The organism is Streptomyces viridosporus (assembly GCF_002078235.1).
In the GTDB taxonomy this organism is placed as follows: domain Bacteria; phylum Actinomycetota; class Actinomycetes; order Streptomycetales; family Streptomycetaceae; genus Streptomyces; species Streptomyces viridosporus.
This window is the reverse complement of sequence record NZ_MSGP01000151.1, coordinates 180-22,963: the sequence shown is the minus strand read 5'-3', so window position 1 is coordinate 22,963 and position 22,784 is coordinate 180. Positions and strand designations below refer to the sequence as shown.

Genomic DNA, 22,784 nt, shown 5'->3' with positions numbered 1-22,784 from the left:
ACCTTGCCGTGGGGGAACACGGATCGGAAAGTTGCCCCCGCGCCGGGAGTTGTGCCTGCCCGGCGGCCCAGGCCGAGGGGAACGTCCGGGCCGCCGGGCAGGGGCTTTATGCGGCGTGTTCCAGCTCCCGGAGCCGTTCGTAGGGGCCCACGGCCCGAGAAGGAGCTGAGCCGGCGCGCCAGTTGGGGGGCGAGGTGGGTGGAGAGGAGCTCGCGGCCGTAGGGGACCGGTCCTTTCGCCGGGCCGTGACCTGCACGCCGTAGCCGACGCCGTTTTCTGCGTGCGGGGCGATGCCTCGCTCGGCCGGGGTGAGCGGTGTGGCCGGGGCGGGGGCGGTCATGAGGGTTTTCCTCGTGGACATCGGTCAGCGGTTGGATGCCGGGCGCAGGCGGACGGGGACGGCGGTGTGTCCGTTGCTGATCAGGCTCGGCAGCGTCTTCAGGGCCGCCTGTTCTGTGGCGAGTTGGGTGTCGGGGAAGCGTTCGAAGAGCAGGCGCAGGGCGGTGGCGACTTCGAGGCGGGCCAGCGGGGCGCCGAGGCAGAAGTGGACGCCGTGTCCGAAGGCCAGGTGTTCTTTGCGGGGGCGGGTGGCGTCGAAGCGGTCGGCGTCCTGGTGCCAGTGGGGGTGGCGGTTGGCGGCGGCGTAGGAGGCGAGGATCGCCTCGCCGGCCTTGATCGTCTGCCCGTCGGGCAGGGGGATGTCGGTGAGGGCGTAGCGCAGGGGGAGGTGCTTGACGGCGGGCTGGTGGCGCAGGGTTTCCTCGACGATGTCCTGCCAGGTGCAGCGGCCCTGTCGGAGGTGGGCGAGCTGCTGGGGGTCGGTCAGCAGGGTGGTGATGGCCTGGTCGATGACGTTGACGGTGGTCTCGTACCCGGCGCTGATCATCAGCAGGAGTGTGTCGCGCAGTTCGGCGTGGCTGAGGGCGGAGCCGTCGCCCTCGTCGTCGCGGGTGGCGATGAGGAGCGAGGTCATGTCCTCGCCGGGCTCGGTGCGCTTGATCTCGATCAGGGTGTCCAGCAGGCCGTAGAGGGCGGCGGTGTTCGCGGCCTGTTCCTCGGCGGACAGGTGAGTGGCGAACACGTTGTCCACCACGGTGCGGAACTCGGTGCGCTGGTGGGCGGGGACGCCCATGAGCTGGCTGATGACGGCGATCGGCAGTGGGTAGGCCAGGTGCTCGCGCAGGTCGATGACCTCGTCGGCGGGAAGGGCGTCGAGGTTGTCCAGGAGGCCGCTCACCAGGTCGTGGACGACGGGCTCCAGGGCGGCGATGTGGCGGGCGGAGAAGGCGGGGGCGACCATGCGGCGCAGGCGACGGTGGTTGGGGCCGTAGGCGGTGAACATGTTCTCCACCGCCACCCAGAGGGCCAGGGGCCAGGTGGGGACGGTCTCGGCGAAGGCCGGCCAGTGGTTCTTGGCGTCTTTGGAGACGTCCGGGCTGGTCAGGAGGTGCTTCAGGAGGTCGGGGTCGGAGACGGACCAGGCGGTCACACCGAGGATGTCCACCAGGGTGGCCGCGCCGCGGGCGCGTAAGGCTTGGTGTTCGGCGTGAGGGTCGGCGGCGCGGGGGTCGAGGATGAGGATTGGCTGCTGGGGCACGGCGGAAACTCCTTCAGTGGGTGGTGGGGAAGAGGACGGGCAGTGTGCTGAGGGACCGGTGGAAGGGGCCGGGGCGCCAGATGAGGTCGCCCGGGTGGCAGGCGAGGTCCATTTCGGGGAGGGCGTCGAGGATGTGGTGGATGGCCGTTTCGGCGATGAGGTAGGCGTGGCTGCGGGCCGGGCAGCTGTGCGGCCCGGCGCCCCAGGCGAGGTGGGCGCGGTTGCCGAGGGTGGGTGAGGTTCCGAGGGCGGGGTCGTTGTTGCAGGCGGCCAGGGAGATGACTACTGGCTGGTCGGCGGGCAGGAGAATGCCGTCTACGTCCACGGGGCGTGGGGGGTAGCTCATGCAGAAGTTGGCGAGTGGCGGGTCGCGGTAGAGGACGGTGTCCAGGGCTTCGCGGATGGAGGCGTCTGCGGCGTGCAGGTCGCCGGAGAAGTCGGTGTGGGTCAGCAGCCGCAGGAGGGTGTTGGTGATCAGTTTGGTGAGCGGTTCGATGCCCGCGCCGTAGAGGGTGATGATCTGGTGGATCATCTCGGTGTCGTCGAGGCGGGTGAGGTGGGACAGGAGCCGGGTGGTCACGTCGTTGCCGGGCTGGTGCCGGCGCAGGGCGATCAGGTCGGCGACGGTTTGGGTGAGGATCTGATTGCCGATCGTGGCGTTCACGCCGTCGAAGATTTTTGCCATGCCGTCCGCGATGCGGTGGCCGAGCTGGTCGGGACAGCCGAGCAGGGTGCTCAGCATGCGGAAGGCGATCGGCCAGGCGTACTGGGCGAGGAGGTCGGCCTTGCCGTCGTGGTGGAAGCTGCTGACCGTCTCATGGGCGACCTTTTCGACTAGAAAGCGCAGGGCGTGCTGGTCGACGGCGTCGAGCGCGGCGGTGTTGGCGTTCCGGTAGCGGTTGTGCTCGGTGCCGGCGGAGCGCAGGGCGTTGGGGCGCCATTCCATCATCGGCAGGACGGGGCAGGTGTCCGGGATCGTCTTTTGCCATGCGCGCGGGTCTGCGGGGAAGCGCATGGGGTCGCCGAGGATGCGGCGGGCCTGCTCGTAGCCGACGACCAGGGTCGCCGGCACCCCGGGGGCCAGGTCCACGGGCACGAGGGGGCCGAACTTTTCGCGCATGCGCCGGTAGGCGGTATGGGGGTCGGAGGCGAAGTCGGCCTCGTACAGGGGGATGCGGCGGGTTGTGGTGCTCACGGTTGAGGCTCCAGAGGGGGTGCGGGGCGGGTGAGGTATTCGGTGAGGGTGATCAGTGCCTGCAGGCAGGAGCCGTACTCGCGGGCGTCGCACTCGGTCAGCGGGGTGTGGTCTTCCAAGGCGAGGGCTTGGCGGATCTCTGGAAGCGGGTAGCGGGGGGCGTGGTCGAACAGGTTGATCGCCACCGCGTACGGGGTGTTTTGGGATTCGAGGAGGCCGAGGATGTCGTGCGAGGCGTCCAGGTCACGGGTGTCGGCCAGGACGAGTGCGCCCAGGGCGCCTTCGGTCAGGTCCTCCCACAGGGGCCGGAACCGTATTTGTCCGGGGGTGCCGAACAGGTACAGCACGAGTTGGTTGCCCAGGTGGATGCGGCCGTAGTCCAGGCCGACGGTGGTGGTGTTTTTGCCGGGTGTGCCGGTCAGGTCGTCCACTGTGGTGCTGGCTCGGATGATCGGCTCTTCCATGCGTAGCGGGGCGACTTCGGAGACGCTGGCGACGAAGGTGGTCTTGCCCACGGCGAAGGCGCCGGCGATCACGATCTTCGCGGGCTGTGTCACCGTGCGCGGGACGAAGTCGACGCGGTTAGGCGAGAGCGCGAAGTCCATCGAGCACCCTTTCCATGAGCGAGGCGGCGGGCCGTTCGGGTTCGGCAGCGGTGGGGGCGGTGAGCAGGCCTTGGTCCATGAGGTCGGCGACGAGGATCCGGGTGGCCGACGGCGGCAGGGCCAGGGTGGCGGCGATGTCCGCGACGGCCAGGCCGCCGCCCTGGGACGGGGTGAACAGGGCGAGGACGCGCCGGGCGTCCGGCCCGAGGCCCTGAACGGTGCCGGTCGCGGCGAACACCAGGCTTTCCAGGCGGACGTCCTGGCTCGGGCGGGTACGTCCGCCCGTGCGGACGTAGGGCCTGATCAGATCCGGGTCCTGCCGCGGCCCGGTCATGCCGTTGGTGCTTTCGTGCTGCTGGTGCTTCGTGCGGCGACTGCCAGCTCGCGGCCCACGCGTGAAGCCAGGCGATGTGTCGCCTCGCTGACCACACCCATGTCGGCGTCCGGCCCGTCCGTCTTCACCACGAGCATGGCGTTCTCGCCGGCCTGGGTGATCAGGGCGATGTGGGTGACGGTCTCGATGAGGACCTGCCGCACCCCTTCACCACCGGTTTCCTGCGCATAGGCCCGGGAGGCGCCCCGCAGCGTGGCGGCGACGGCCGCCAGCTTCTCGGCGTAGTCGATGTCCAGTGCACCGGTGTGGGCCTGCAGCATGCCGTCTGCGGAGACCAGCACGGCGAACTCCACCCCGGCGGTCTTCTCCAGTTCGCTGAGCAGCCAGCCGCTGCCGTTGCCCTTGCTGTTGCTGTTGCTGTTGCTGTGGTCGGTCATGAGTGTGGTCCTTCTTCGGGTGCGGGGGAGGAGGGGTCTCGCCGCTGCGGGCGCGCTGCGTGCCGCGGGCCCAGGCGGCGACGACGCTCGGCCGTCCCGGCTCGGCGGCGGGCAGACGCGGGGCAGGGCCGGTGGAGGGGGCTTTGCCACGGGCGCGAACGGTGAGACCGCTGGCCGTCGTCTGCGGTAGTGCCGGAGTCCGGCTCGGCTGGGGGCTGGGCCGCATGGGGGCGAGAGAGGCAGCGGTGGTAGTCCCGAGGGGAGCCGGTGCCGCTGGTTGGGTTTGGGGGACTGTGGTGAGGAGGTCCTGGGGGAGGAAGACAAGGGCGCGCGTGCCGAGGAACGCGTTCGGTGCTTCCAGGTCGACGCGGAAGCCGTAGGCGCCCGCGAGAGCGGCGGCGACCCGAAAGCCGGTCTGCGGGTAGGCGCCGAGCTGGGTGAGGTCCTCGCTGCGGTGCCCGGTGAGGATGTCGCGCGCCCGGTCGAGCTGCTCGGGCGTCATGCGCAGGCCGGCGTCATCCACCAGGACGGTGACGCCGTGGTGCCCCTCCTGGAAGGACACGTGCACGGTCGCATTCGGCGGCGAGTACCGCACCGCGTTGTCCAGCAGGAGCGCCAGAGTGTGCACGATGGGTCCGACGGCCCGGCTCGTCACCGCAGTTGGCAGTTCCTGGGTACGGACCCGCTGATAGTCCTCGATGTAGCCCATCGCGGCGCGTACCACGTCGGTCAGGGCAGTTGCCGGCCACCGTCGTGTCAGCTTGCCGCCGGCCAGTACGGCCCACCCCTGGGCGGTCAGCAGCATCTGCTGGACGGTGTGGTCGATGCCAGTCAGCGTCTCGAACGCGGCGTCGCCCTCATGCCGCCGTACCCCCTCGCTCACCTGCCGACCGGTCTTCGCTGCCATCCCGACGAGGGCGGACGACACGCTCCGCACCGCAGTCCGGGTGGACTCCAGTGCGGCCGAGTGGATCTGTGCCGTCTCCTGCGCTGTGGCCGTGCGGATTTGGCTGACTTCTTCCGCTGCTGCTGCTTGGGCTTGCTCGATCTGCCCGCGGGCCGTGCTCTGGATGTCTTGTGCGACTGCGTGCACGACCTCGGCGGCGCGGACCACGATCGCCGTCAGCTGCTTGCCGACCGTGGTGCCGGCCAGCTCCGCGGGCAGGGGCGGGAGAGCGCTCGGCCTGCCGGCGTGCCGTAACTGCGGAAGCGTCTGCTGCACGAGGTGGACCAGGGCGTGCTCGGTGGCCCGTTGCTGTCGGGCGAGGTGTTCGGCTTCCTGGCGTGCCGTCTGCCAGCGGTGCCGGAGGACCCATGCCGCTGATCCACCGGTGGTGAGCAGGAGGGCGAGGGCGGTGCTGACGGCGTTCATCGGACCCCCACCGGCGTGAAGACGGTGGCGGGCGGGGCGGGCTTGCGGGCGTCGAGGCGCTGCAGGAGGAGCGCCGATTCGATCAGGCCCATGTGGCTGAACGCCTGGGGATAGTTGCCCAGCTGTCGCCTGGTGGCCACGTCGTACTCCTCGGCCAGCAGACCGAGATCGCTGCGCAGAGCCAGCAGACGGTTGAAGAGGGCGCGGCCCTCCTCGAGGCGGCTGGTCAGGGCGAGGGCGTCGACCATCCAGAAGGAGCAGAGCAGGAAGGTGCCTTCCTCGCCGACGAGCCCGTCCACGCCCACCGTGTCTGCGGCCGTTGCATATCTCTGGACGAACCCTTCAGGCGTGGACAGCTCCCGGCGGACGGCATCCACCGTCCCGATCACCCTCGGGTCGTCGGCGGGCAGGAAGCCGACGCGGGGGATCAGCAGCAAGGACGCGTCCAGCTCGGCCGAACCGTAGAACTGGGTGAAGGTATTGCGTACCGGGTCGAACCCCTTGGCGCACACCTCGTGGTGGATGGTCGCGCGTAATTCCTTCAGGGCGACCAGGTCGACGTTCAGGGCGCCGGCCTCGGCCAGGCGGATCGTCCGGTCGACCGCGACCCAGACCACCACCTTGGAGTGCACGAAGTGCCGGCGCGGCCCGCGGATCTCCCAGATGCCCTCGTCCGGCTCCCGCCACCGCTGCGCAAGGTGCGCGATGAGGCGCTGGTGCAGGGCGGCGGTGTCGCTGCAATGAGCGAGGCCGCCCCGGTGGGCGAGGTAGAGGGTTTCGATCACTTCGCCGTACACGTCGAGCTGCAGCTGGTCCGCGGCCCCGTTCCCGACCCGTACCGGAGCCGAGCCCTCATAGCCGGGCAGCCACGGCAGTTCCCACTCCCGCAGGTCCCGCTCCCCAGTGACGTCGTACATGATCTGCAGGTTCTCCGGATCGCCGGCCACCGCTCGCAGCAGCCACCTGCGCCACGCGCCGGCCTCGGCCAGGAAGCCGATGCCCAGCAGGGCGGCCAGGGTGGTGGAGGCGTCGCGCATCCAGGTGTAGCGGTAGTCCCAGTTCCGGCTGCCGCCGAGGGGCTCCGGCAGCGAGGTGGTCGGCGCGGCGACGATCCCCCCGCTGGGGGCGTACGTCAGGGCCTTCAGCGTGATCGCGGAGCGGACGACGGCCTGACGGTCGGGTCCGTCGTAGGTGCACTGCCTGCTCCAGTCCTGCCAGACCTTGAGTGTGATGGCGAGCGCGGCATCCGGGTCCGCTACCTCGGGTGCGGCGCCGTGCGAGGGGCCCCAGCTCAGGACGAACGCCACGCTCTCACCCGCGGTGGCCGTGAAGGTGCTCACGATCGCGCCGTCCTTCTCCGTCTGCTGGGTGGAGGTGTCGAGCCAGAGCGCATCGGCGCCGGCCTCGGCGACCATTCGCCCGCCCACCCCGTGAATCCAAGGGCTGACCCGCCCGTAACCCGGCCGAGGACGCAGTGCGGACAGCATCGGAACCTCGCCGGCGACCCCCTCGACGATCCGGATCACCTGCGGCGCCCCGTCCCGAGGCGGCATGAAGTCGGTGACACGGGCGGAGCCTGTCGGCGTGTGCCACAGCGCTTCAAGGACGAGGGCGTCCCCGACGTATCGCCGCTCAGCAGCGGTTTCCGTGGCGGTGGCGGAGGCGGGTGCTATGCGCCAGGTGCCGTGCTTTTGCGTGCCGAGCAGGGCGGCGAAGACAGCGGGCCGGTCGAAACGGGGCAGGCACAGCCAGTCGATCGAGCCGTCGTCACAGACGTGAGCGCTGGTCTGCATGTCGCCGATCAAGCCGTACTGCTCGATTTGGGGAAGGCGTTTCATCGTTCGGGTCTCCGTAGATCCGGGAATCCGGGGAGGGGTCGGGGCCGCTTGGCGGCCGGTATGAATTGGGGGAGGGGCGTATGCGCCGGGCCGTCGGGCTGGGGCTTTATGCGGTGCGTTCCAGTTCCCAGAGCAGTTTGTCGAGGTCCACGAGGCGGAAGGAGCTGAGTCGGCGTACCAGTTGGGGGGCGAGGACGGTGGAGAGGAGTTCGTGGTCGTAGGGGATCGGTCCCTCGGGCCGGTGCACGACCTGCACACCCTGTTCGCCGTATCCATAGCCGACACCGTTCACCCCGTACAGGGGTGCGCTCTGCGCCAGGAGCACCATCGGCCGGCGGGTCAGGTGCGGGCACAGGTCGGCGGCGGGGCGCGCGTGCCGGGCGCACACCGGCGGCTGGTTCGTCAGGATCGTCGGCTGCTCGAGGTCCACCGTGTCCGGTCCGGCGAGGAAGATGTACCCGAGCGGGGTCCGCGCGCGGTCGGTACAGACCTGGCAGCGCAGCGCCTGCATCGTCCCCCGCTGCCGCAGGGGGTGCATCATCCGCCACTGCGGCCGTCCCACCGGCACCCCAAGATTGTCAACCTTGCCGAAGGAGCAGCGGGCCCACAGCACACCGCGCAGATCACGGTCCCGGGGATCCTCATCGGCATAGCTCAGCCGGTAGCGGCCCGGCCCGAGCGCGGTCAGCAGCAGGTTGTCGGGGGCGGCCTCCTCCCCCTCCCGCTGGATGACGAAGGGGACCAGGGGCGGCTCGGTGCGCACGGTGTTCTCTCTCATACGGGGCAGGGTGGTGTGGGCGGGTGCCTGTGCCGGGAGGTGGGTCATGCCACCTCCCGCAGGCAGCGCGCGGCGACGAGCCGGTCAAGGGACTCGCCGGCTATCCAGCCCATCCGGCGCAGGTGCCCTATGGCCTGCCAGCGGTCGCCGGGGGCGTCCTCGGCGGACAGTGTGCGGGCCTGCTCGATGAGTTGCGCCGTGACGGCGTCCCGCCGGTCTTCCTCGGTGGCAACAGCGATGGTGACCATCTGGGCAAGGTGGCCGCGGAGCCGCTCGGCGATGTCCTCGGCGGCTCCCGTGGCCGGGGAGACGTCGTCCAGCGCGGCTGCGGCGTCGTCCAGGACTGCGTCACCGTCGAACGGCTGCCACTCGCGGACCTTCTCCAGGACGGCGGCGAGATCGCTCTCGGGGAGCGGTGATGTCCACTGCGACACGGAAGGGGGAAAGTGCTGTGCGGTGGCTGTCACCGGACGGCCCCGGGCAGAGGGAGAGCGCACCAGGCACATGCGCCATCCTCGCTGAAGCCCCAAGTGCCGCCCAGCTCCCTGACGAGGATGTCCACCAGGAACAGACCGCGTCCGCTCTCCGAGCTGCTTTCAGGGCTTCCCGGAGCCGGAGTCGGCGAGGGCGTCTTGTCGTCGACTTCGAGGCGCAGTACGCCTGTCGTCGGCATCCAGCCCCGCACATCGAACGCGGTGCAGCGTCCGTGCTGCACGGCGTTCGTACACAGCTCCGACATCACGATCAGGAGAGCGTCCGATTGGTCGCCGGGCAGCTGGCAGTGACAGCGGATCCACGCCCGGATGACGCGCCGTGCCACCTTCACACTCGACGGTTCCGACCGGACTGCCATCCCGAAAGAGGGGAGTGCAAGCCCCGCGACTGCGGATGGAGGGGCTGCTAACGCGCTGACGGGTTCAGCGACTCTGCGGAGCATAAGGAGGAACTCCCTGGTTCGCGATTGTGCACGCTTGGGCACTCTGAGCGAGTTGCTATGAGCGTGGCAATCAGCTCCGGACGGCTCTACCCCCAAAACGCCCTCGGTATCTGGCGCGAAGCTGACGCACTTCCTCGGCTCTTCCTCGGTCCATCCTCGGAGTCGATAAGTAGCGTCTATGTGGGGCAACTTGCCAGAGACAGCGTTCTACCGTCGGGCAGTGAAGCGCTCGGCAGAGGGATGGGAGAGACCGTGTTGTTCTTCCGGTACGCCTGTGAAGCCCGCGGTATCCGCCACCCCGATGACTTCCTGGCGAAGTATCGGGAGGCTGCCGCACGGCTGAATCTCCAGAACGTGGACGAGCCAGCCCCGAAGACCATCGAAGGGTGGCTCTACGAGGGCCGGAAGCCGCAACGGGTCTTCCGACCGGTCATCGTCGAGATGCTGGGGTACAGCATCGACACGTTATGGACGCAGACGCCCGACGGCGCCCCGCCCAAGTTCGTCCCGCTCGCGGGCGCGTCACCAACTGCCCCCTGCACCGACTCCGGTGTGGGCCTGGACGACATGAAAAGGACGGGCGCGATGGCTGTGCGACGCGCAAAGGATTTCCTCCTGGGGGCCGACCGCGAACGAGTCGGTGAGAACACGCTGGGCCTCCTCGACGACGAGGTGCAGCGGCTCGTTGCCGCGTACCCGCGCGAACCTCTCTCGGTGATTTGGGACGACCTGCTGGAGACCCAGGAACAGGTCTTCCGCCTGCTGGAAGGCGGGAGGGTCCGGCCGTCGCAGCTGCGCGACCTGAACGTCAAGGGCGCCGTGCTGTCGTTCATGGTGGCCAAGGGCTTCAACGACATGGAGGTCCCCCACCAAGCACTGACCATGACCCGTGTCGCGGCCGCCTGCGCCAGGGACGCCGAACACGCCGGACTGATCGCACTCACCGACGGCCTCAAGTCGCTCATCGCCTACTGGGCGGACAAGCCCACGGACGCCTACCACTACGCCAGCCAGGGCGCAGCGACGGCGGAGCACCTGCGCGGAACGGTCAGCCTGTGGCTTCTCGGCCTCCAGGCTCGCGCCGCTGCCGCGCTCGGAGACGAGGAGACGGTGCGCGCCGCCAACCAGCAGGCCGCCAGCCGGCGCGACCGTGTCGTCCCCGACGACCTGGACGCCCTCGGCGGGCTGTTCACCTACGCCCCGGAGAAACAGCTCTATTACACGGTGGAAGCCGAAACCCTCCTCGGCCACGGCGATGCACAACTCGCCACGCAGGCAGAACAGGCCGTGCAGGGGTTCAGCGACCCGAGTGCCCCGAACTGGGCGTTCGGAGATCTCGCAGGGTCCCAGTGCGACCTGGCGCTCGTCCGGCTCTTCGGCGGGGACCTGGACGGCGCTGCCGCAGCCATCCGGCCGGTGCTCGACCTGCCTGCCTCGCACCGCAACAACGGTATCGTCATGTCGGCGCTGCGCGTCCGGCATGCGCTGATGAGCAGCCCCGCCCGAGGGGCCGCCGTCGCGCGGGATCTGCGCGCGGAGATCGAGGCGTTGCCGGCCAGCAGGCCCGCTCTGCCCCACGGGTAGAGTCCGGGGCATGTACCCGGTAAAACGCTCCAGCGAACGCCTTGACCTGCGGGAACTCGCATCAAACGACGTGGACGCAGTGCTCGACATCTACGGCAACGCCGAAGCAACAGAACATCTGAGTTTCGATCCACGCACCCGCGACCAGGTCGAGCAGATCGTGGCTCGGTCCGTCACCGCAGCCACCGCAACGCCCCGCACCGAGTACGCCCTCGCGGTTGTCGAGCGCGAGACGGCCGAACTGATCGGGTTCGGTCGTCTGGCCATCGACCCCCACCAGCAGCGCGGAGCCACGATGGGTTTCGCGCTGCGCCCCGCTTCCTGGGGTGTGGGGTACGGCCTGGAAACGGTGAAGCTGCTTCTCGACGTCGGGTTCGACGGCTTGGGCCTTCACCGTGTCTGGGGCGCACGGTCGCCCCTCAACACGGCTTCTGCCCGGACCATGGAGGCCGCGGGCATGGTCGAAGAGGGAACGATCCGTGAGCACGTGCTGAAGGCGGGGAAGTGGCGTGACTCCGTGGTGCACGCCATTCTCGATCGGGAGTGGCACGCCGCCCGCTGAGCAACTGCGCAGCGGGCGGTCTCTGCGTCAGATGGTGCCGCCGAAGCCGCCCAAGGGCACCTTGGACAGTGGGTCGTCCTGCAGGTCGAGGTGCGGCCGGTCGTAGACGGTGTCTGCCGTGTTCGCCTCCGGCGACCAGCGGCCGCGCCGATTGCGTTCCCGCAGGGACACACCGGCGGCGATCATGTCGGTGTTGGCGCCGACCCGCAGGCTGCGCGCGCACCTTCTTCCCGGCGATGTAGGGGATTCCGGCCCGGCCGGCGAGGAGCTACACGCGCTCGTTGATCGCGCCGCCCTTCATGCACTCCCCGCGCCGGGTGGCGTGCGCCCGGTTCGCGAGGCGGCCCGTGACCGTCAGGGCCCGGAACACCGGCTGTGTCGGGCCGTCGGCGCCGAGCTCCTTGAGCACCGCGAACCAGGCCCGGGCGCGGGCGACGAGCCGGATGTCATCGCGGTCGGCGATGAACTCGGGTACGCCCTTCACCTGCCGGTCCGTCTTGGACGTCGCCGTGGTGACGAGCAGGCCCGTGGGCAGAATCTTGATGTGCTTGACCAGGAGGTCGGTCAACTCGGCGCGGCGGTGGAGGTTGCAGTGGGCCAGGGCTAGGATGAGCGCGTCGCGTTTGCCGATGTTCGTAGACTCGTCGCACTGGGCGAGGCACTTGAGCAAGTCGGCGATGGTGAGCGCGGCCGTCCGGTCGACTTCCCCGCCGGCCGCCGCCCACTCCTGCCGCCACAGCCGGATCTTCCCGCGGACGCGCGAGGGGCCGGGCCGCATGTCCTCCGGCTGCCAGTTCCAGAGGCGGCTCATGTACTGGCGGACGGTGTCCGGCTTGAACTCCCCGCCTTCCCAGGGTTTCGGCAAAGTGACGGATCGCCCGATTGGTCACGGTCTGCGTTGGATGGACCAGCCTGGACGTCCAGCAGGCACGGACTTCCAGGCCGGAGGCGGGGAAGGCCCAGTCAGTTCCGGGTGGCCCGGACGGCGGCTTTGTCGTAGTAGAGCAAGACAGCGACACCATCGGTGTACGGGTGCCCAGTGCAGCAAGGCGGGACGGTGAGGTTAGGGTGCGGACCTTACGGTGCTCAGCCGAACCGGCGGAATCGTGATCGCCCCTCAGCCTCCGGCAAGAGCTCTGCGAAGGTGGCTCTGACTTCCCGCGCGGTGTCGGCGAAGGTCTCCGGATCGGCAGCGGCGAGGCGCTGGTAGATGACCATGCTCTCCGAGAGAGTGTTCAGGACTTCCGACATGTCGTCATGCATGTTGTATTTCGACAAGCTCAAGGCGTACAGGGCTTGGGCGAGGCGCGGCAGGTGGGCAGCCGGGTCCGCTCCGGCCAGGCGTCTGCGGATGTCGACGGCTTCCTCGACGGCAAACCGGGCCTCCAGTTCCCGGTTGCACCCGGAGAACATCATGCCTTGCTCGAACAGGGCATGTGCGAGTCCCGCTTCGTGCGCCGCAGGATCGGCCGCGACCAGCCGACGACATACGGCCACCGTCTCCGTGGTAATCGGCAGGGCCTCGGCGTAACGTTCCTCGGACTGCAGCAGGGTGGTGAGGCGGCCCAACACTGTCGCCAGGCTCTCATCATTGGCCGCAGGGTTCCCGGCGGCGAGCTTGCGGTAGATCCCGGCCGATTCCTCAGTGGCCGCGTATGCCTCGGCCTGGTGTCCCGCAGCTACTTTGCAGGTTCCCAGGTTAAAAAGAGCCATGGCGAGCCCTTGCTCGTGGGCAAGGCTCCACTTGAGGACGAGCTGACGCCATAGGGCCACGGAGTCCTCGGCGGCGGCGAGGGCGTCGGCGAGCCGATCGGCCTTGAGCAGGTGGGTGCCGTAGTTGTTCAGTGCCATGGCGAGGTCGAAGGTGTGGGCTGCCGGATTGACCTCTACGCTCTTTCGGAACCCGATCACGGCTTTCTCGGTCGCAGCAAGGGCCTCCTCCGTACGTCCCTGATCTGCCAGACGCGCGCCGAGGTTGAGCTGAGCGGTGGCGTCCTCACTCACATAGAAGCGGACGCCGCCGGCGCCCAGGCGGTCCCTGATGGCGGCGGACTCCTCTGCAGCGGCAAGGGCTTCGGCCCCCCTGCCCACTTCGGACAGCCGTGTGGCGAGGTCGCCCAGAGCGTGTGCCAGACGCTGCTCGTCGTGGGAGGTAGCATGGTCGCCGTCGGTCAGCCGGCGGTTCAGTGCGACGGCCTCTTCGGTCGTCTCCAGCGCCTCCTCTCGCTGGCCGAGCTCTGCGAGGTAGGCGCCGTACCAGTTCAGTGAGGAAGCCAGGAGGGGCGCGTTGAAGAACGGTTCCTCATCGGCGAGTTGGCGCCAGATCTCTACGCCGTTACGGGCCATGTCGGCGGCCCGCTCGTAGAAGCCGGCGCGGTACAGCCGTTCGGCGAGCTCAGTTCGGTACATGGCGTGCAGGCGGAGGTTGTCGGTGCGTTCGATGCGCGGCCCGATGACGCGGTGCGTGATGGCGGCTATGCCTGCGGCGAGGTCTGCGTGCGGTCCGTTGGGCAGCAGGGTTTCAATGGCCTCCAGAGCGTCGGTGTCGGCACTCTCCTGCATGGCGAGTGCGAGCAGAGCGGCGTTGCCGGCCTGGACGGCCAGCTGGGGGTGTTGCTTCAGCAGCGGATAGAGGTAGTCGGATCCGACGTGCGGCCATCGTTCCGCTGCCGCCGTCAGGGTGGGGATGGCGCGGGAGAGGTAGGGCGGAGCGGCGGCCTCGCCCACCGTGGGCACGTTCCCGGTGAGGTCCCAAGTCCTTGCCGCGTGCGCGGCCTCTGCGGTTTGTGCGGTTTCTGCGGTGAGTACGGTCTCTGCGGTGGCCGGGGCCCAGGGGGCGGCCGGGTAGTCAGCGGTGTGCCCGGGCAGGGTCAGGGCGAGGAAGTCCTCGGCGAGGCGGTCGGGGTAGAGCGGTTCCAGGACGGTGGGGATCGTGGGGTTGGCGGGTGGGTAGCAGACGCCGTGATCGGCAAGGATCTGCGGCGCATCGTGCGCTAGGCCGAGGTCGCGCAGCATCGCCGCGCCGGTCGGTGCGGGGACGGCGCCCGTCAGGGCGGCGGCGAACACCACCTGGTTCATCACCTGCGGTGAGGTCCGGTAGGTACGCTCCGCCGGGTTCAGCTCATGGGTGCCGTCACCGTGCAGGCGGGCCCAGTGCAGGTGTTCACGGTCGAGGAGGTAGATGGTGAGGCCCGCCATGTCCGACGGCGGGCGGCTGCCGGCGGCTCGCGCGTCGACGGCGACCAGGGCAGCCATGTGGACGGCGAGGGTCAGCCCGAAGTCCTCGTGGTCTAGGGGCGCGGGTGGCGGGATGTCGCTGGGGTCGGCGATCCCGTAGAAGGTCGCGAAGCTGCTCCGCGCCGCGTCGTACATCTCGGCGCGTTGCTCGGAGCCGCCGGAGGAGAGCGGTGCGAGTTGGTGGGTAGAGGTGCTCGCCTCGTGATTGGCCAGGGTGGCGCGCACGGCGGGCCATGTGTCGCCGGTGCGGGCGAGGAGCAGGATGCGTGCCGGCATGCCGGGCTGGTGGAGCAAGGCGTTGCTGAACAGCCAGGTCAGATGGGCTAGCGGCCAGCGGTCGGCGTAGTCGACGATGAGGAGCACGCCGCGGGCGTGGCGCAGTCGCAGGTCCTGGCTCCCCGGTGGCGGGTGGACGGTGCCAGGTCCGTGGGTCGCCGTGATGACGGTCCAACCCTGGTCGGCGGACCGGGCAGCGAATTCCGCGGCAAGCCGGGTCTTGCCCTGCCCGCCGGGCCCGTACAGCCATCGCGCTGCCAGGCGCGGACGGCTGTCGCGCCACTGGTGCAGCTGGGCCAGGTCTTCCTCGCGGCCGGTGAAGTCCGCCACCCCGTAGCGTGCGTTGAGCATGCGGCTGGGTGACTCCAGCAACCAGTTCGGCTCCGGTGTTCGGGGCACGCGCCAAAGCTCCAGCAGGTAGAGAGGGGTGCCGTCCCCGAAGACGTGGATGTCCGCGCCGATCGCGCCGTAGCCGAAGCCGGATTCGACGTGGACGACCTGCCTCGAACCCGGAGGCACAGGGCCGCTCCCGTCCGCTTCAGTCACTGTTCCCATCCCGAGCGGGCATCGGCTGGGGTACGGCGGGTGTGTGGTGCACGGTGATACCGCCGCCCTGGGCGCCGAAGGCCATGCCATGGTCCTTGGCGGAAACGTTCTGGATCCAGCTCGTCTTTCCCTCGCTGGGCAGCTGAGCATTCACGGACGCCACCAGGGCCTCGATCTCCGCTTCGGCCTCTGGGTGCTCGCGAAGCAGGGCGACCAACTGAAGCCGCCAGCCACCCACGAGGTCCCTGCGGGCGGAGTCGGGGTCCGGCTCCTGCCGCACCAGCACCGCTTCCCGGTCCAACCGAGCTTCGAGAGCACGCTGGTCTTCCGGTTCGGAGCGACGGAACAACCGGATCGTCCCAGCACGGGCGGCGGCCCAGGCACTGGTGGCCATGGCACTCATGATGGTCGTCGCGCCAGTCATCGCAAGCGTCGTCAGCGATTCGTCCATGCGTCGTCTCCGTGTGGCATGTGGGTGAGCGGCAACCAGCAGGCTGGTCAGCACAGCGGTACGGCAGGAGGGCTCGAACCTGCCGTCCTACCGTCCAGCCTTGGCCACCATCATGCAGACCAGCCCATGAGAATGCGGCCCGAATCACAAAGATCCCCGCACGTGGGAGGGTGGCTCGAAGCGACTTCTGTCGACGGGAGTTGAGGTCAAATCTGTTGGAGCGATGCCGGGCGCATCATCCGCCCCGCCTGCCCCAGACCATCCAGAACCCGGTCCTCGCCGAGGAGGTCCCGTCCACGGTGAGCCCCGGGGCTATCTGCGACAACGACGCGCTCAACCGCGACCCAGAGCTCCGGAAACGACGTAAATTATCCGGTTTGTGATCACGTGAGGCCGAGGAGTGCGAGGGGGCGGCGGGGGTCGCGGGCGTTGTGGCGGAGGCTGGCCGCGATGTTCTTCGATCCGGCTGCCCGGAGGGCTCCGATGGCGAGGTTGCGCCAGGTGGCCATCGTGCGGGGTGCGTTGCCGGTCCGCAGTTGCGAGGCGTCCTCGACGAAGGTGGTGTCGCGGACGTGGTGCAGCGCCTCGATCGTCCAGTGGTCCCGGACGAGTCGGGCGAGCTGGGCCGGGGTGGCCTGCTCGGCGGTGAGGCTGGTGACGGCGTAGACGGTCTTGACGGTGGTCTTTCCGGTCTTGCAGTCGGTGCGGCGACGCTTGATCTGGACGGCCTGGTGGGCTCCAGGGAAAAGGAGGTTGTTCACGGTGGCGACCTTGATGCGGCGGATCTCCGAGCGTCCGTGACCGGCGTTCTTGGTGCGGCCCTGGAGCGGGATGTCCTTCCAGGGAAGGGACTTGAGCTGTCGGCGGAGCTTCTTCTGGTTGCTCTTGGCGATCACGATGTAGTGGGCACCACGGCCCATGAGGTAGTCGGCGTGCTCACGCTGAGTGTGCATGGCGTCGCTGGTGACCACGGTGCCAGCCAGGTCGGCGACGGTGTCCAGCAGCGGCTGGAAGCAGGTGATCTCGTTGGTCTTCTCGCCGACGTCCAGCTGGGCAAGAACCAAGCCGGTGGCGTGCTCCAGTGCGGCGAGCAGATGGATCTTGCGGCCCTTTGCCTTGGCCGCGCCTCGAAGACTCTTGCCGTCCACGGCCAGGCCGCGCAGCCCGGCGGCCCCGGTCGTCTTGGGCCGGCGGTCCGCGAGCCAGCTCCCGACCGCCCGGTCCAGGGCGTCGCCGTCGAGGCGGGCCAGGAGCCTTCGGACCGTGGTCTCGGCGGGCAGAGCCCGCCTGGGCAGAAGCGGATCGGGGTGAGCACCGACCTGTTCGAGCACGTGCGCTGGGGCGTCGGCGATCCACTCACCGACCGCCAGTAACGAGGTCGCTCCTGCCAGCACCGCGCACGCGGTCAGTGCGAGCACGACGGCCAGGCGGTGGCGCACCCCACGTGGATCACGCGGGTCGGGCACCTCGGCCAGCCGCTCCAGCAGGCCCAGAACCTCCTCGGGTCCGACCCGCGAACTCTCACGCAGTTGGTCAAAGGCAGGCGGGATCAGTGATGATGCGTCGGCAGGCACGGTCTTCCACTCGGATCACGGGGCGTAGAGAACTCCATGATCTTGGAAGCCGTGTCTGTCACGTTCCGCGGACGCTGATAGGAGCAGATCGCCACGAACAGGGCGTCACGCGACTACGCCGAAGCCCTGGGTGATCAGGCGCCGGATCTCGGCGAGGCTGAGGGGGATGAGCGGAGAGGATCCGTTTCTGCCTTCCCGGTATCGAGGCCTGCCCCGACTCCGGTAGGCCATCGGCACTCAACACTCAGGGCCAACCGATAAGTTGACGTAGCCTCAGGAATGATCGAGACGTACCTTGAGAAGCCAACTAGTGACCAGCGATCGGTTGTTCCCGATCCGTTGGATGTGAGAAACGGGGAGGAACTCTTTGTTCCGCCGATTAATCGCCGTAGTGGTGATGATGGCCGGGCTGGCAGCGGCACTTGTCGTTCCGGCCTCCGCCACCGATTTCCCTGCGGCCACCACGCCCTTGGTCTCCTGGAACATGCAGGGGGCCAACAACGGCGCACCGACGGGCAGCAAGTGGACCAACACGGTCAGGCAGTTCGCGTTGCAGGTGCCGATCGTGATGGTTCAGGAGGCCGGCCCGGTGCCTCCTCCGGGCAGCACCGCACAGCCCAGCGAGACCTTCACCACGGTCGACAGCCAGGGCAACACGCATCAGCACACCGTGCTGCACCACACCTGGGTCGTCGACTCCAGTTGGCGCAATCCCATCCCGACCCGTGAGGTCTACTTCCTGCAGACCGACGACGACGCGACCAACCCGCGCCGGATCGGCGGCCGGGTCAACATCGCGCTCGTCCTGAGCGAGGCGCCTGACGAGCTGATAGTCGTCGGCAACCCGGTCGACGCCGGCCGGAACGCGCTCGGGGCGCGGTTCGGCAACGAGTGGTACTTCACCTTCCATGGCCTGTCCGGCAGTGGCGGTGACTCCGGGCCGATGCTGGACGCCATCGACGACCGGCTCGAGGCCCTCGGAAACCAGCGTGGCGTCACCTACCACGCGACGATCGGTGGCGACTTCAACGTCGACCCGCAGGACCTCGCCAACCGGACGAACTTCCCGCCGACCATGCGGATCCACAGCTCGGGTCAGGCGACCCACCAGAGCGGTGGTGAGCTGGATTACTTCGTCACCACCCACCTGAATCTCGATACCGCGGTCGATGTCCGCTCCGAGGGCGGCTCCGACCACCAGCCGGTCCAGTTCGGCCGGCTCAACGCGGCCGGGCCCACTCCGTCTCCCGCCGCCAGCCCGGAGATCGACGAGCTCCGGGTGATGCCGGTCGGTGACGGGATCACGGTCGGTGCGAACAGCACCGACGAGACCGGCTACCGGGACGGACTGAGCACCCAGGCGAAGGGCATAACCATCGCTGCGTTGTTCGGTGGCGCGCTCAGTCTCATCTTCAAGCGCACGGATTTCGTCGGTGAGCAGAAGAACGGCAAGCGCGGCGACCCCGACCACATGGGGTTCGCGGGCAAGGGCATCGACGACATCAAGGCCCAGACGATCCCCGCGCTGACAACACTGCGGCCGAACATGATGACCCTGATCGCGGGCACGGCCGACCTGACCGGCGGTGCCGACGGCGCCGCGACGGCCGGGAAGATGCGGGGCTTCCTGGACGAGATCTACCGGACCTCGCCGACGACGACCGTCCTGCTCGGCACCCTGCCGCCGTCGACGAACCCGACGTACCAGGCCCGGATCGACGCCTACAACAGCGCGCTCCGCACGATGGCCTACGCCAAGATCCAGGGCGGCGCACGGCTGGTGCTGGTCGACATGGGCGCGGTGACCACGCAGGACATCACCAACGAGATCTACCCGACCGACGCCGGCTACAAGAAGATCGCGGACGCCTTCGCCGCAGGCACTCGGATCGCGCTCCTGCAGCGCATGATCAGCGGCCGCTCGTACGTCTGGAAGCCGATCGGCAAGATCCGGGACGCCGCCGCGACCGGCTCGAAGATCGCCTTCCCCGACCTGAACGGCGACGGCAAGGCCGACTACGCGGTGGTCGGTACGGACGGCAAGGTCACCGGCTGGCGCAACGACGACCCGACCAAGGAAGCGGTCTCACTGGGCGACATCAGCCCGGCCGACCGCGGGAACGACCCGGATGAGGTCTACTTCGCCGACCTGGACGGTGACGGCAAGGACGACTACATCCGGATCCTGCCGCCGGCCGACTCGCCGACCGGCATCGTCGCGATGCGGATGTCGCGCAACACCAGCAGCGGCAACAGCATCAGTTGGGGCACCGCGACGATCGTCGCGAACAATCTCGGCTACCCGCCGCAGATGTACTTCACCGACCTCGACGGTGACCACCGCGACGACCTGATCACGGTGGACCGGATGAGCTTCCCGACCGCCTGGCAGAACAAGGGCAAGGAAATGCCGACTCCGGGCGGCTGGAGCAAGATCTCGGGCTTCGCCACTCCGGGTGAGTCGCCCGCCGCGCAGGTCGCCTTCGCCGACATCACCGGTGACGGCAAGGCCGACACGGTCCGGGTCGAGTTCACCACCGGTGACGTCCGGGCCTGGGAGAACACCGGCTCGCCGTGGAGCGTCACCTCCGGCTGGAAGTCGCTGGGCGTGATCCGCGCCGGCGACCCGTTCCAGGGCACCACCGGGACCTTCGCCGACCTCAACGGCGACGGGATCGAGGACTTCACCCTGACCCGCTCCGGTACGACGGCGAAGATCGCCGTCAAGGCGGCCGTGGCGAGTGGTGCCGGTGACATCGAGGGCTGGCTGGTGCCGAGCTACGGCGACGGCAGCCGCACCGACGGCGGTGCCGGTGATCTCGGTGTCAACGGCGGTGTCGGCGACCCTATGGAGTCGCACCCCGGTGGCGACGACGGCGGTACGCGGCCGGCCGCGACCGGCGACTGCCGACCGGAGGGGCTCGCCACCACGCCGGGTGTGGCGACACCGTACTGCAAGGTCTATCAGAGCGACGGCCGCGAATGGCTCGGTGAGGGCCGGGGACGCCGGGTCGTGGGCTACTTCAACGGTGGCCGCACGGGCGCCGACGGCACACCGCACTACCTGGTGAAGAACATCCCGTGGTCGAAGGTGACCCACCTCAACTACGCGTTCGCGTCGGTGGAGAACAACAAGATCAAGGTCGACTCGAACGCCACCCAGAAGGAGTGGCCCGGCGAGGTCGGCGCCGAGATGGATCCCTCGCTGCCCTACAAGGGGCACTTCAACCTGCTGACGAAGTACAAGCGCCTGCACCCGCGGGTGAAGACGCTGATCTCGGTCGGTGGCTGGGCCGGTTCCGGTGGCTTCTACACGATGACCACTAACGCCGACGGCTCGGTCAACCAGGGCGGGATCGACACCTTCGCGAGCTCGGTCGTGGACTTCCTGCGGACCTACGGGTTCGACGGTGTCGACATCGACTTCGAGTACCCCACGGTCCTCGAGGACACCGGCAATCCGGCCGACTGGGCGGTGGCGAACCCGCGTCGCAAGGGCCTGCCCACGACGTACGCCGCGTTGATGAAGACGCTGCGGGACTCGCTGAACCGGGCTTCGGCCGCGGACAACAAGTATTACCTGCTCACCTCGGCGTCGTCGGCCTCCGGCTACCTGGCCCGCGGGATGGCAAACCAGACCGCGCTGGACTACCAGGACTTCACCAACCTCATGGCCTACGACTACCACGGCACCTGGAACGACGTCGTGGGTCCGAACGCGGCGCTGTTCGACGACGGCAAGGACCCGGAACTGGCCGATCAGTACGCCACTCCGGAGTACGGGAAGATCGGGTACTTCAACACCGACTGGGCGATGAAGTACATGCGCGGCGCGATGCAGGCCGGGCGCGTCAACATCGGTGTGCCCTACTACACGCGCGGCTGGCAGAACGTTACCGGCGGCACCAACGGCCTGTGGGGCACGTCGCAGAAGTCGAGCGGCTGCGAGCCGGGTACGGGCATCAAACGGCCGTGCGGTGACGGTGCCTTGGGCATCGACAACATCTGGCACGACGAGACCAACAACGGCAGCGAGCTCGGCTCCGGGACGAACCCGCTGTGGCACGCCAAGAACCTGGAGAAGAACATCACCCCGGTCTACGCCCCCAGCGTCGGGCTGAAGCCGCACACCGACGTCACCGACCGGCGCACGGGCCACTACACCCGGTACTGGGACGACACCACCAAGACGTCGTGGCTGTGGAACGCCGAGAAGAAGGTGTTCCTTTCGACCGAGGACGAGCAGGGCATCGACGCGGTCACCGATCTGGTCAAGTCGACCGGTGCGGGCGGCGTGATGATGTGGGAACTCGGCGGCGACTACGCCTGCCCGGCCGACGTCCAGCCGGACACCCCGTGCGGGATGGGGTACACGCTGACCACCCGGCTGAACCAGAAGCTGGGCAATATCGGCGCCTACGACAACAGTCTGCGCACCGGCAGCAGCGGTGCCGCGCCGACAGTGACGGCCAACGTGAGCGTCGAGTTGGTCAACTACCCGACTTCGACGGCGAACCTGTGGCCGTTGCAGCCGACCGTCCGGATCACCAACAACACCGGGCGCACGCTCGGCGGTGGCAAGGACACGAAGCTGTCGTTCGACATCCCGGCCTCGACGTCATGGCTGGTCAAGGACGGCAACTGGCAAACCGATGCCCAAGGCGGCCAGTGGAAGCTGACACCCGGTACGACGCTCCACCGGATCAGTACGACGCTGGACTACTGCCAGATCATCCCGGCCGGGAAGTCGCTCGACTTGCCGATCATCTACTACCTCCCGATCACCGGTCCGGTGAACACGAGTCTGTCGATCGGCGGTACGGCGTACGCGCCGGTGACCGACAACCTCAAGGGACTCGGTACGGCGACCCCGCCGGCCGGTGGCTGCAGTGCCGGGAACTGGGACGCGACCAAGATCTACTCCCCGGCCAGCCAGCCGATCGAGCAGACCACGGTCAAGTACAACGGCAAGGTCTGGAAGGCCAAGTGGGAGACGCAGGGCAGTGCCCCGGGCACCGGGGCCGACGCCGACCACGAACCCTGGAAGCTGATCGGCAGCGCCAGCTGACCGTTCTCAGCCACCCGGCCTGACACTCCACGTCCTGACCAAATAACCGGAGAGTGCTTCTGACCTGCAACGATGGGACATGTCCAGGGTCCTGTTGGCTGCACGGAAAGAAGCACTCTCCAGGTGAGCAAGCGTGTCGGGTTGTACCCGCGTGCTCGTGTCGAGGGCGGTGGCAGTGGGTTGGTCTCGCAGGCCGGGGCGGTGCTGATGGTCGAGACGGTCCGCAAGGTGGGCCTGGACACCGCGATATCGGCGGCGCCGACGCCGTGGCGCAAGCCGCTGACGGTGCACGACCCGGGCACGGTCCTGCCGGATATCGCGCTCGCGACGGCTCTGGGGGACTGCCTGGCCGATGTCGCCATGCTGCGGGCCCGAGCGCGGCAGGATGCCGGC

Annotated in this window: 18 protein-coding genes and 2 pseudogenes; 5 read left to right on the top strand and 15 right to left on the bottom strand. The window is 68.8% G+C overall.

The window, feature by feature from the left end:
* Positions 1-364 precede the first annotated feature (364 nt).
* Genes B7L92_RS11875 through B7L92_RS11855 form a run of 5 tightly spaced genes read right to left on the bottom strand, consistent with a single transcriptional unit; the run spans position 365 to position 4,168 of the window.
* Complete coding sequence (locus tag B7L92_RS11875; RefSeq protein WP_081237394.1) at positions 365-1,597, bottom strand: cytochrome P450 family protein; 1,233 nt, start codon at positions 1,595-1,597, stop codon at positions 365-367.
* 13 nt (positions 1,598-1,610) lie between these two features.
* On the bottom strand, positions 1,611-2,792 hold the full coding sequence (locus B7L92_RS11870; protein WP_081237393.1) for a cytochrome P450 family protein: 1,182 nt from the start codon (positions 2,790-2,792) through the stop codon (positions 1,611-1,613).
* The gene (locus B7L92_RS11865) at positions 2,789-3,397 is read right to left on the bottom strand and encodes a GTP-binding protein (protein ID WP_081237392.1); all 609 of its coding nucleotides are present in this window, start codon (positions 3,395-3,397) and stop codon (positions 2,789-2,791) included. Before B7L92_RS11865 ends, B7L92_RS11870 begins: the two co-directional genes overlap by 4 nt.
* Positions 3,375-3,731 (bottom strand): DUF742 domain-containing protein, encoded by a 357-nt coding sequence (locus B7L92_RS11860; RefSeq protein ID WP_081237391.1) that lies wholly within the window; start codon positions 3,729-3,731, stop codon positions 3,375-3,377. Before B7L92_RS11860 ends, B7L92_RS11865 begins: the two co-directional genes overlap by 23 nt.
* Positions 3,728-4,168, bottom strand: coding sequence for a roadblock/LC7 domain-containing protein (locus B7L92_RS11855; RefSeq protein ID WP_081237390.1), 441 nt, complete (start codon positions 4,166-4,168; stop codon positions 3,728-3,730). The genes B7L92_RS11860 and B7L92_RS11855 overlap by 4 nt, the downstream gene beginning before the upstream one ends.
* Before the next feature lie 277 nt (positions 4,169-4,445).
* Here B7L92_RS11855 and B7L92_RS11850 point away from each other — a divergent pair, with 277 nt between their 5' ends.
* Positions 4,446-5,369, top strand: coding sequence for a hypothetical protein (locus tag B7L92_RS11850; protein ID WP_081237389.1), 924 nt, complete (start codon positions 4,446-4,448; stop codon positions 5,367-5,369).
* 167 nt (positions 5,370-5,536) lie between these two features.
* Here the strand turns inward: B7L92_RS11850 and B7L92_RS11845 are convergent, their stop codons facing one another.
* The 4 genes from B7L92_RS11845 to B7L92_RS43655 all read right to left on the bottom strand — a co-directional run bounded on the left by B7L92_RS11845 (position 5,537) and on the right by B7L92_RS43655 (position 9,009).
* Positions 5,537-7,378, bottom strand: coding sequence for a glycoside hydrolase family 15 protein (locus B7L92_RS11845; RefSeq protein ID WP_081237388.1), 1,842 nt, complete (start codon positions 7,376-7,378; stop codon positions 5,537-5,539).
* A gap of 106 nt (positions 7,379-7,484) precedes the next feature.
* Positions 7,485-8,156 (bottom strand): hypothetical protein, encoded by a 672-nt coding sequence (locus B7L92_RS11840; RefSeq protein ID WP_107501456.1) that lies wholly within the window; start codon positions 8,154-8,156, stop codon positions 7,485-7,487.
* A 44-nt stretch (positions 8,157-8,200) separates the two neighbouring features.
* The gene (locus B7L92_RS40630; RefSeq protein ID WP_081237386.1) at positions 8,201-8,590 is read right to left on the bottom strand and encodes a DUF6415 family natural product biosynthesis protein; all 390 of its coding nucleotides are present in this window, start codon (positions 8,588-8,590) and stop codon (positions 8,201-8,203) included.
* Positions 8,591-8,619: 29 nt separating this feature from the next.
* Positions 8,620-9,009: an ATP-binding protein gene (locus tag B7L92_RS43655; RefSeq protein ID WP_368656244.1), complete on the bottom strand. Its 390-nt coding sequence runs from the start codon at positions 9,007-9,009 to the stop codon at positions 8,620-8,622.
* A 141-nt stretch (positions 9,010-9,150) separates the two neighbouring features.
* Here B7L92_RS43655 and B7L92_RS11825 point away from each other — a divergent pair, with 141 nt between their 5' ends.
* Entirely contained in the window at positions 9,151-10,677 is a 1,527-nt protein-coding gene (locus tag B7L92_RS11825; RefSeq protein WP_255310891.1) for a hypothetical protein, read from the top strand.
* Positions 10,678-10,687: 10 nt separating this feature from the next.
* Positions 10,688-11,239 carry a GNAT family N-acetyltransferase gene (locus B7L92_RS11820; protein ID WP_081237384.1) on the top strand — a complete coding sequence of 184 codons (552 nt, stop codon included), beginning with the start codon at positions 10,688-10,690 and terminating at the stop codon, positions 11,237-11,239.
* A 27-nt stretch (positions 11,240-11,266) separates the two neighbouring features.
* Here B7L92_RS11820 and B7L92_RS40625 read toward each other — a convergent pair whose 3' ends face one another.
* From B7L92_RS40625 to B7L92_RS40620, 6 genes and pseudogenes are all read right to left on the bottom strand, one after another.
* Positions 11,267-11,425, bottom strand: a complete 159-nt coding sequence (locus B7L92_RS40625; RefSeq protein ID WP_159461026.1) for a hypothetical protein — start codon at positions 11,423-11,425, stop codon at positions 11,267-11,269.
* A gap of 82 nt (positions 11,426-11,507) precedes the next feature.
* The gene (locus B7L92_RS11815) at positions 11,508-12,050 is read right to left on the bottom strand and encodes a site-specific integrase (RefSeq protein ID WP_143626300.1); all 543 of its coding nucleotides are present in this window, start codon (positions 12,048-12,050) and stop codon (positions 11,508-11,510) included.
* A 275-nt stretch (positions 12,051-12,325) separates the two neighbouring features.
* Positions 12,326-15,298: an ATP-binding protein gene (locus B7L92_RS11810; protein WP_143626299.1), complete on the bottom strand. Its 2,973-nt coding sequence runs from the start codon at positions 15,296-15,298 to the stop codon at positions 12,326-12,328.
* Entirely contained in the window at positions 15,291-15,749 is a 459-nt protein-coding gene (locus B7L92_RS40275; RefSeq protein ID WP_081237381.1) for a hypothetical protein, read from the bottom strand. Before B7L92_RS40275 ends, B7L92_RS11810 begins: the two co-directional genes overlap by 8 nt.
* 542 nt (positions 15,750-16,291) lie before the next feature.
* Positions 16,292-17,188 (bottom strand): annotated as a pseudogene (locus B7L92_RS11800) (ISAs1 family transposase); the annotation flags it as partial.
* Between the two features lie 408 nt (positions 17,189-17,596).
* Positions 17,597-17,809 (bottom strand): hypothetical protein, encoded by a 213-nt coding sequence (locus tag B7L92_RS40620; protein ID WP_159461025.1) that lies wholly within the window; start codon positions 17,807-17,809, stop codon positions 17,597-17,599.
* Between B7L92_RS40620 and B7L92_RS39375 the strand changes: the two genes are divergently transcribed.
* Positions 17,808-22,391, top strand: a complete 4,584-nt coding sequence (locus B7L92_RS39375) for a glycosyl hydrolase family 18 protein (protein WP_159461024.1) — start codon at positions 17,808-17,810, stop codon at positions 22,389-22,391. The genes B7L92_RS40620 and B7L92_RS39375 overlap by 2 nt on opposite strands.
* Before the next feature lie 123 nt (positions 22,392-22,514).
* Positions 22,515-22,784, top strand: a pseudogene (locus B7L92_RS11790) (IS1380 family transposase); the annotation flags it as partial.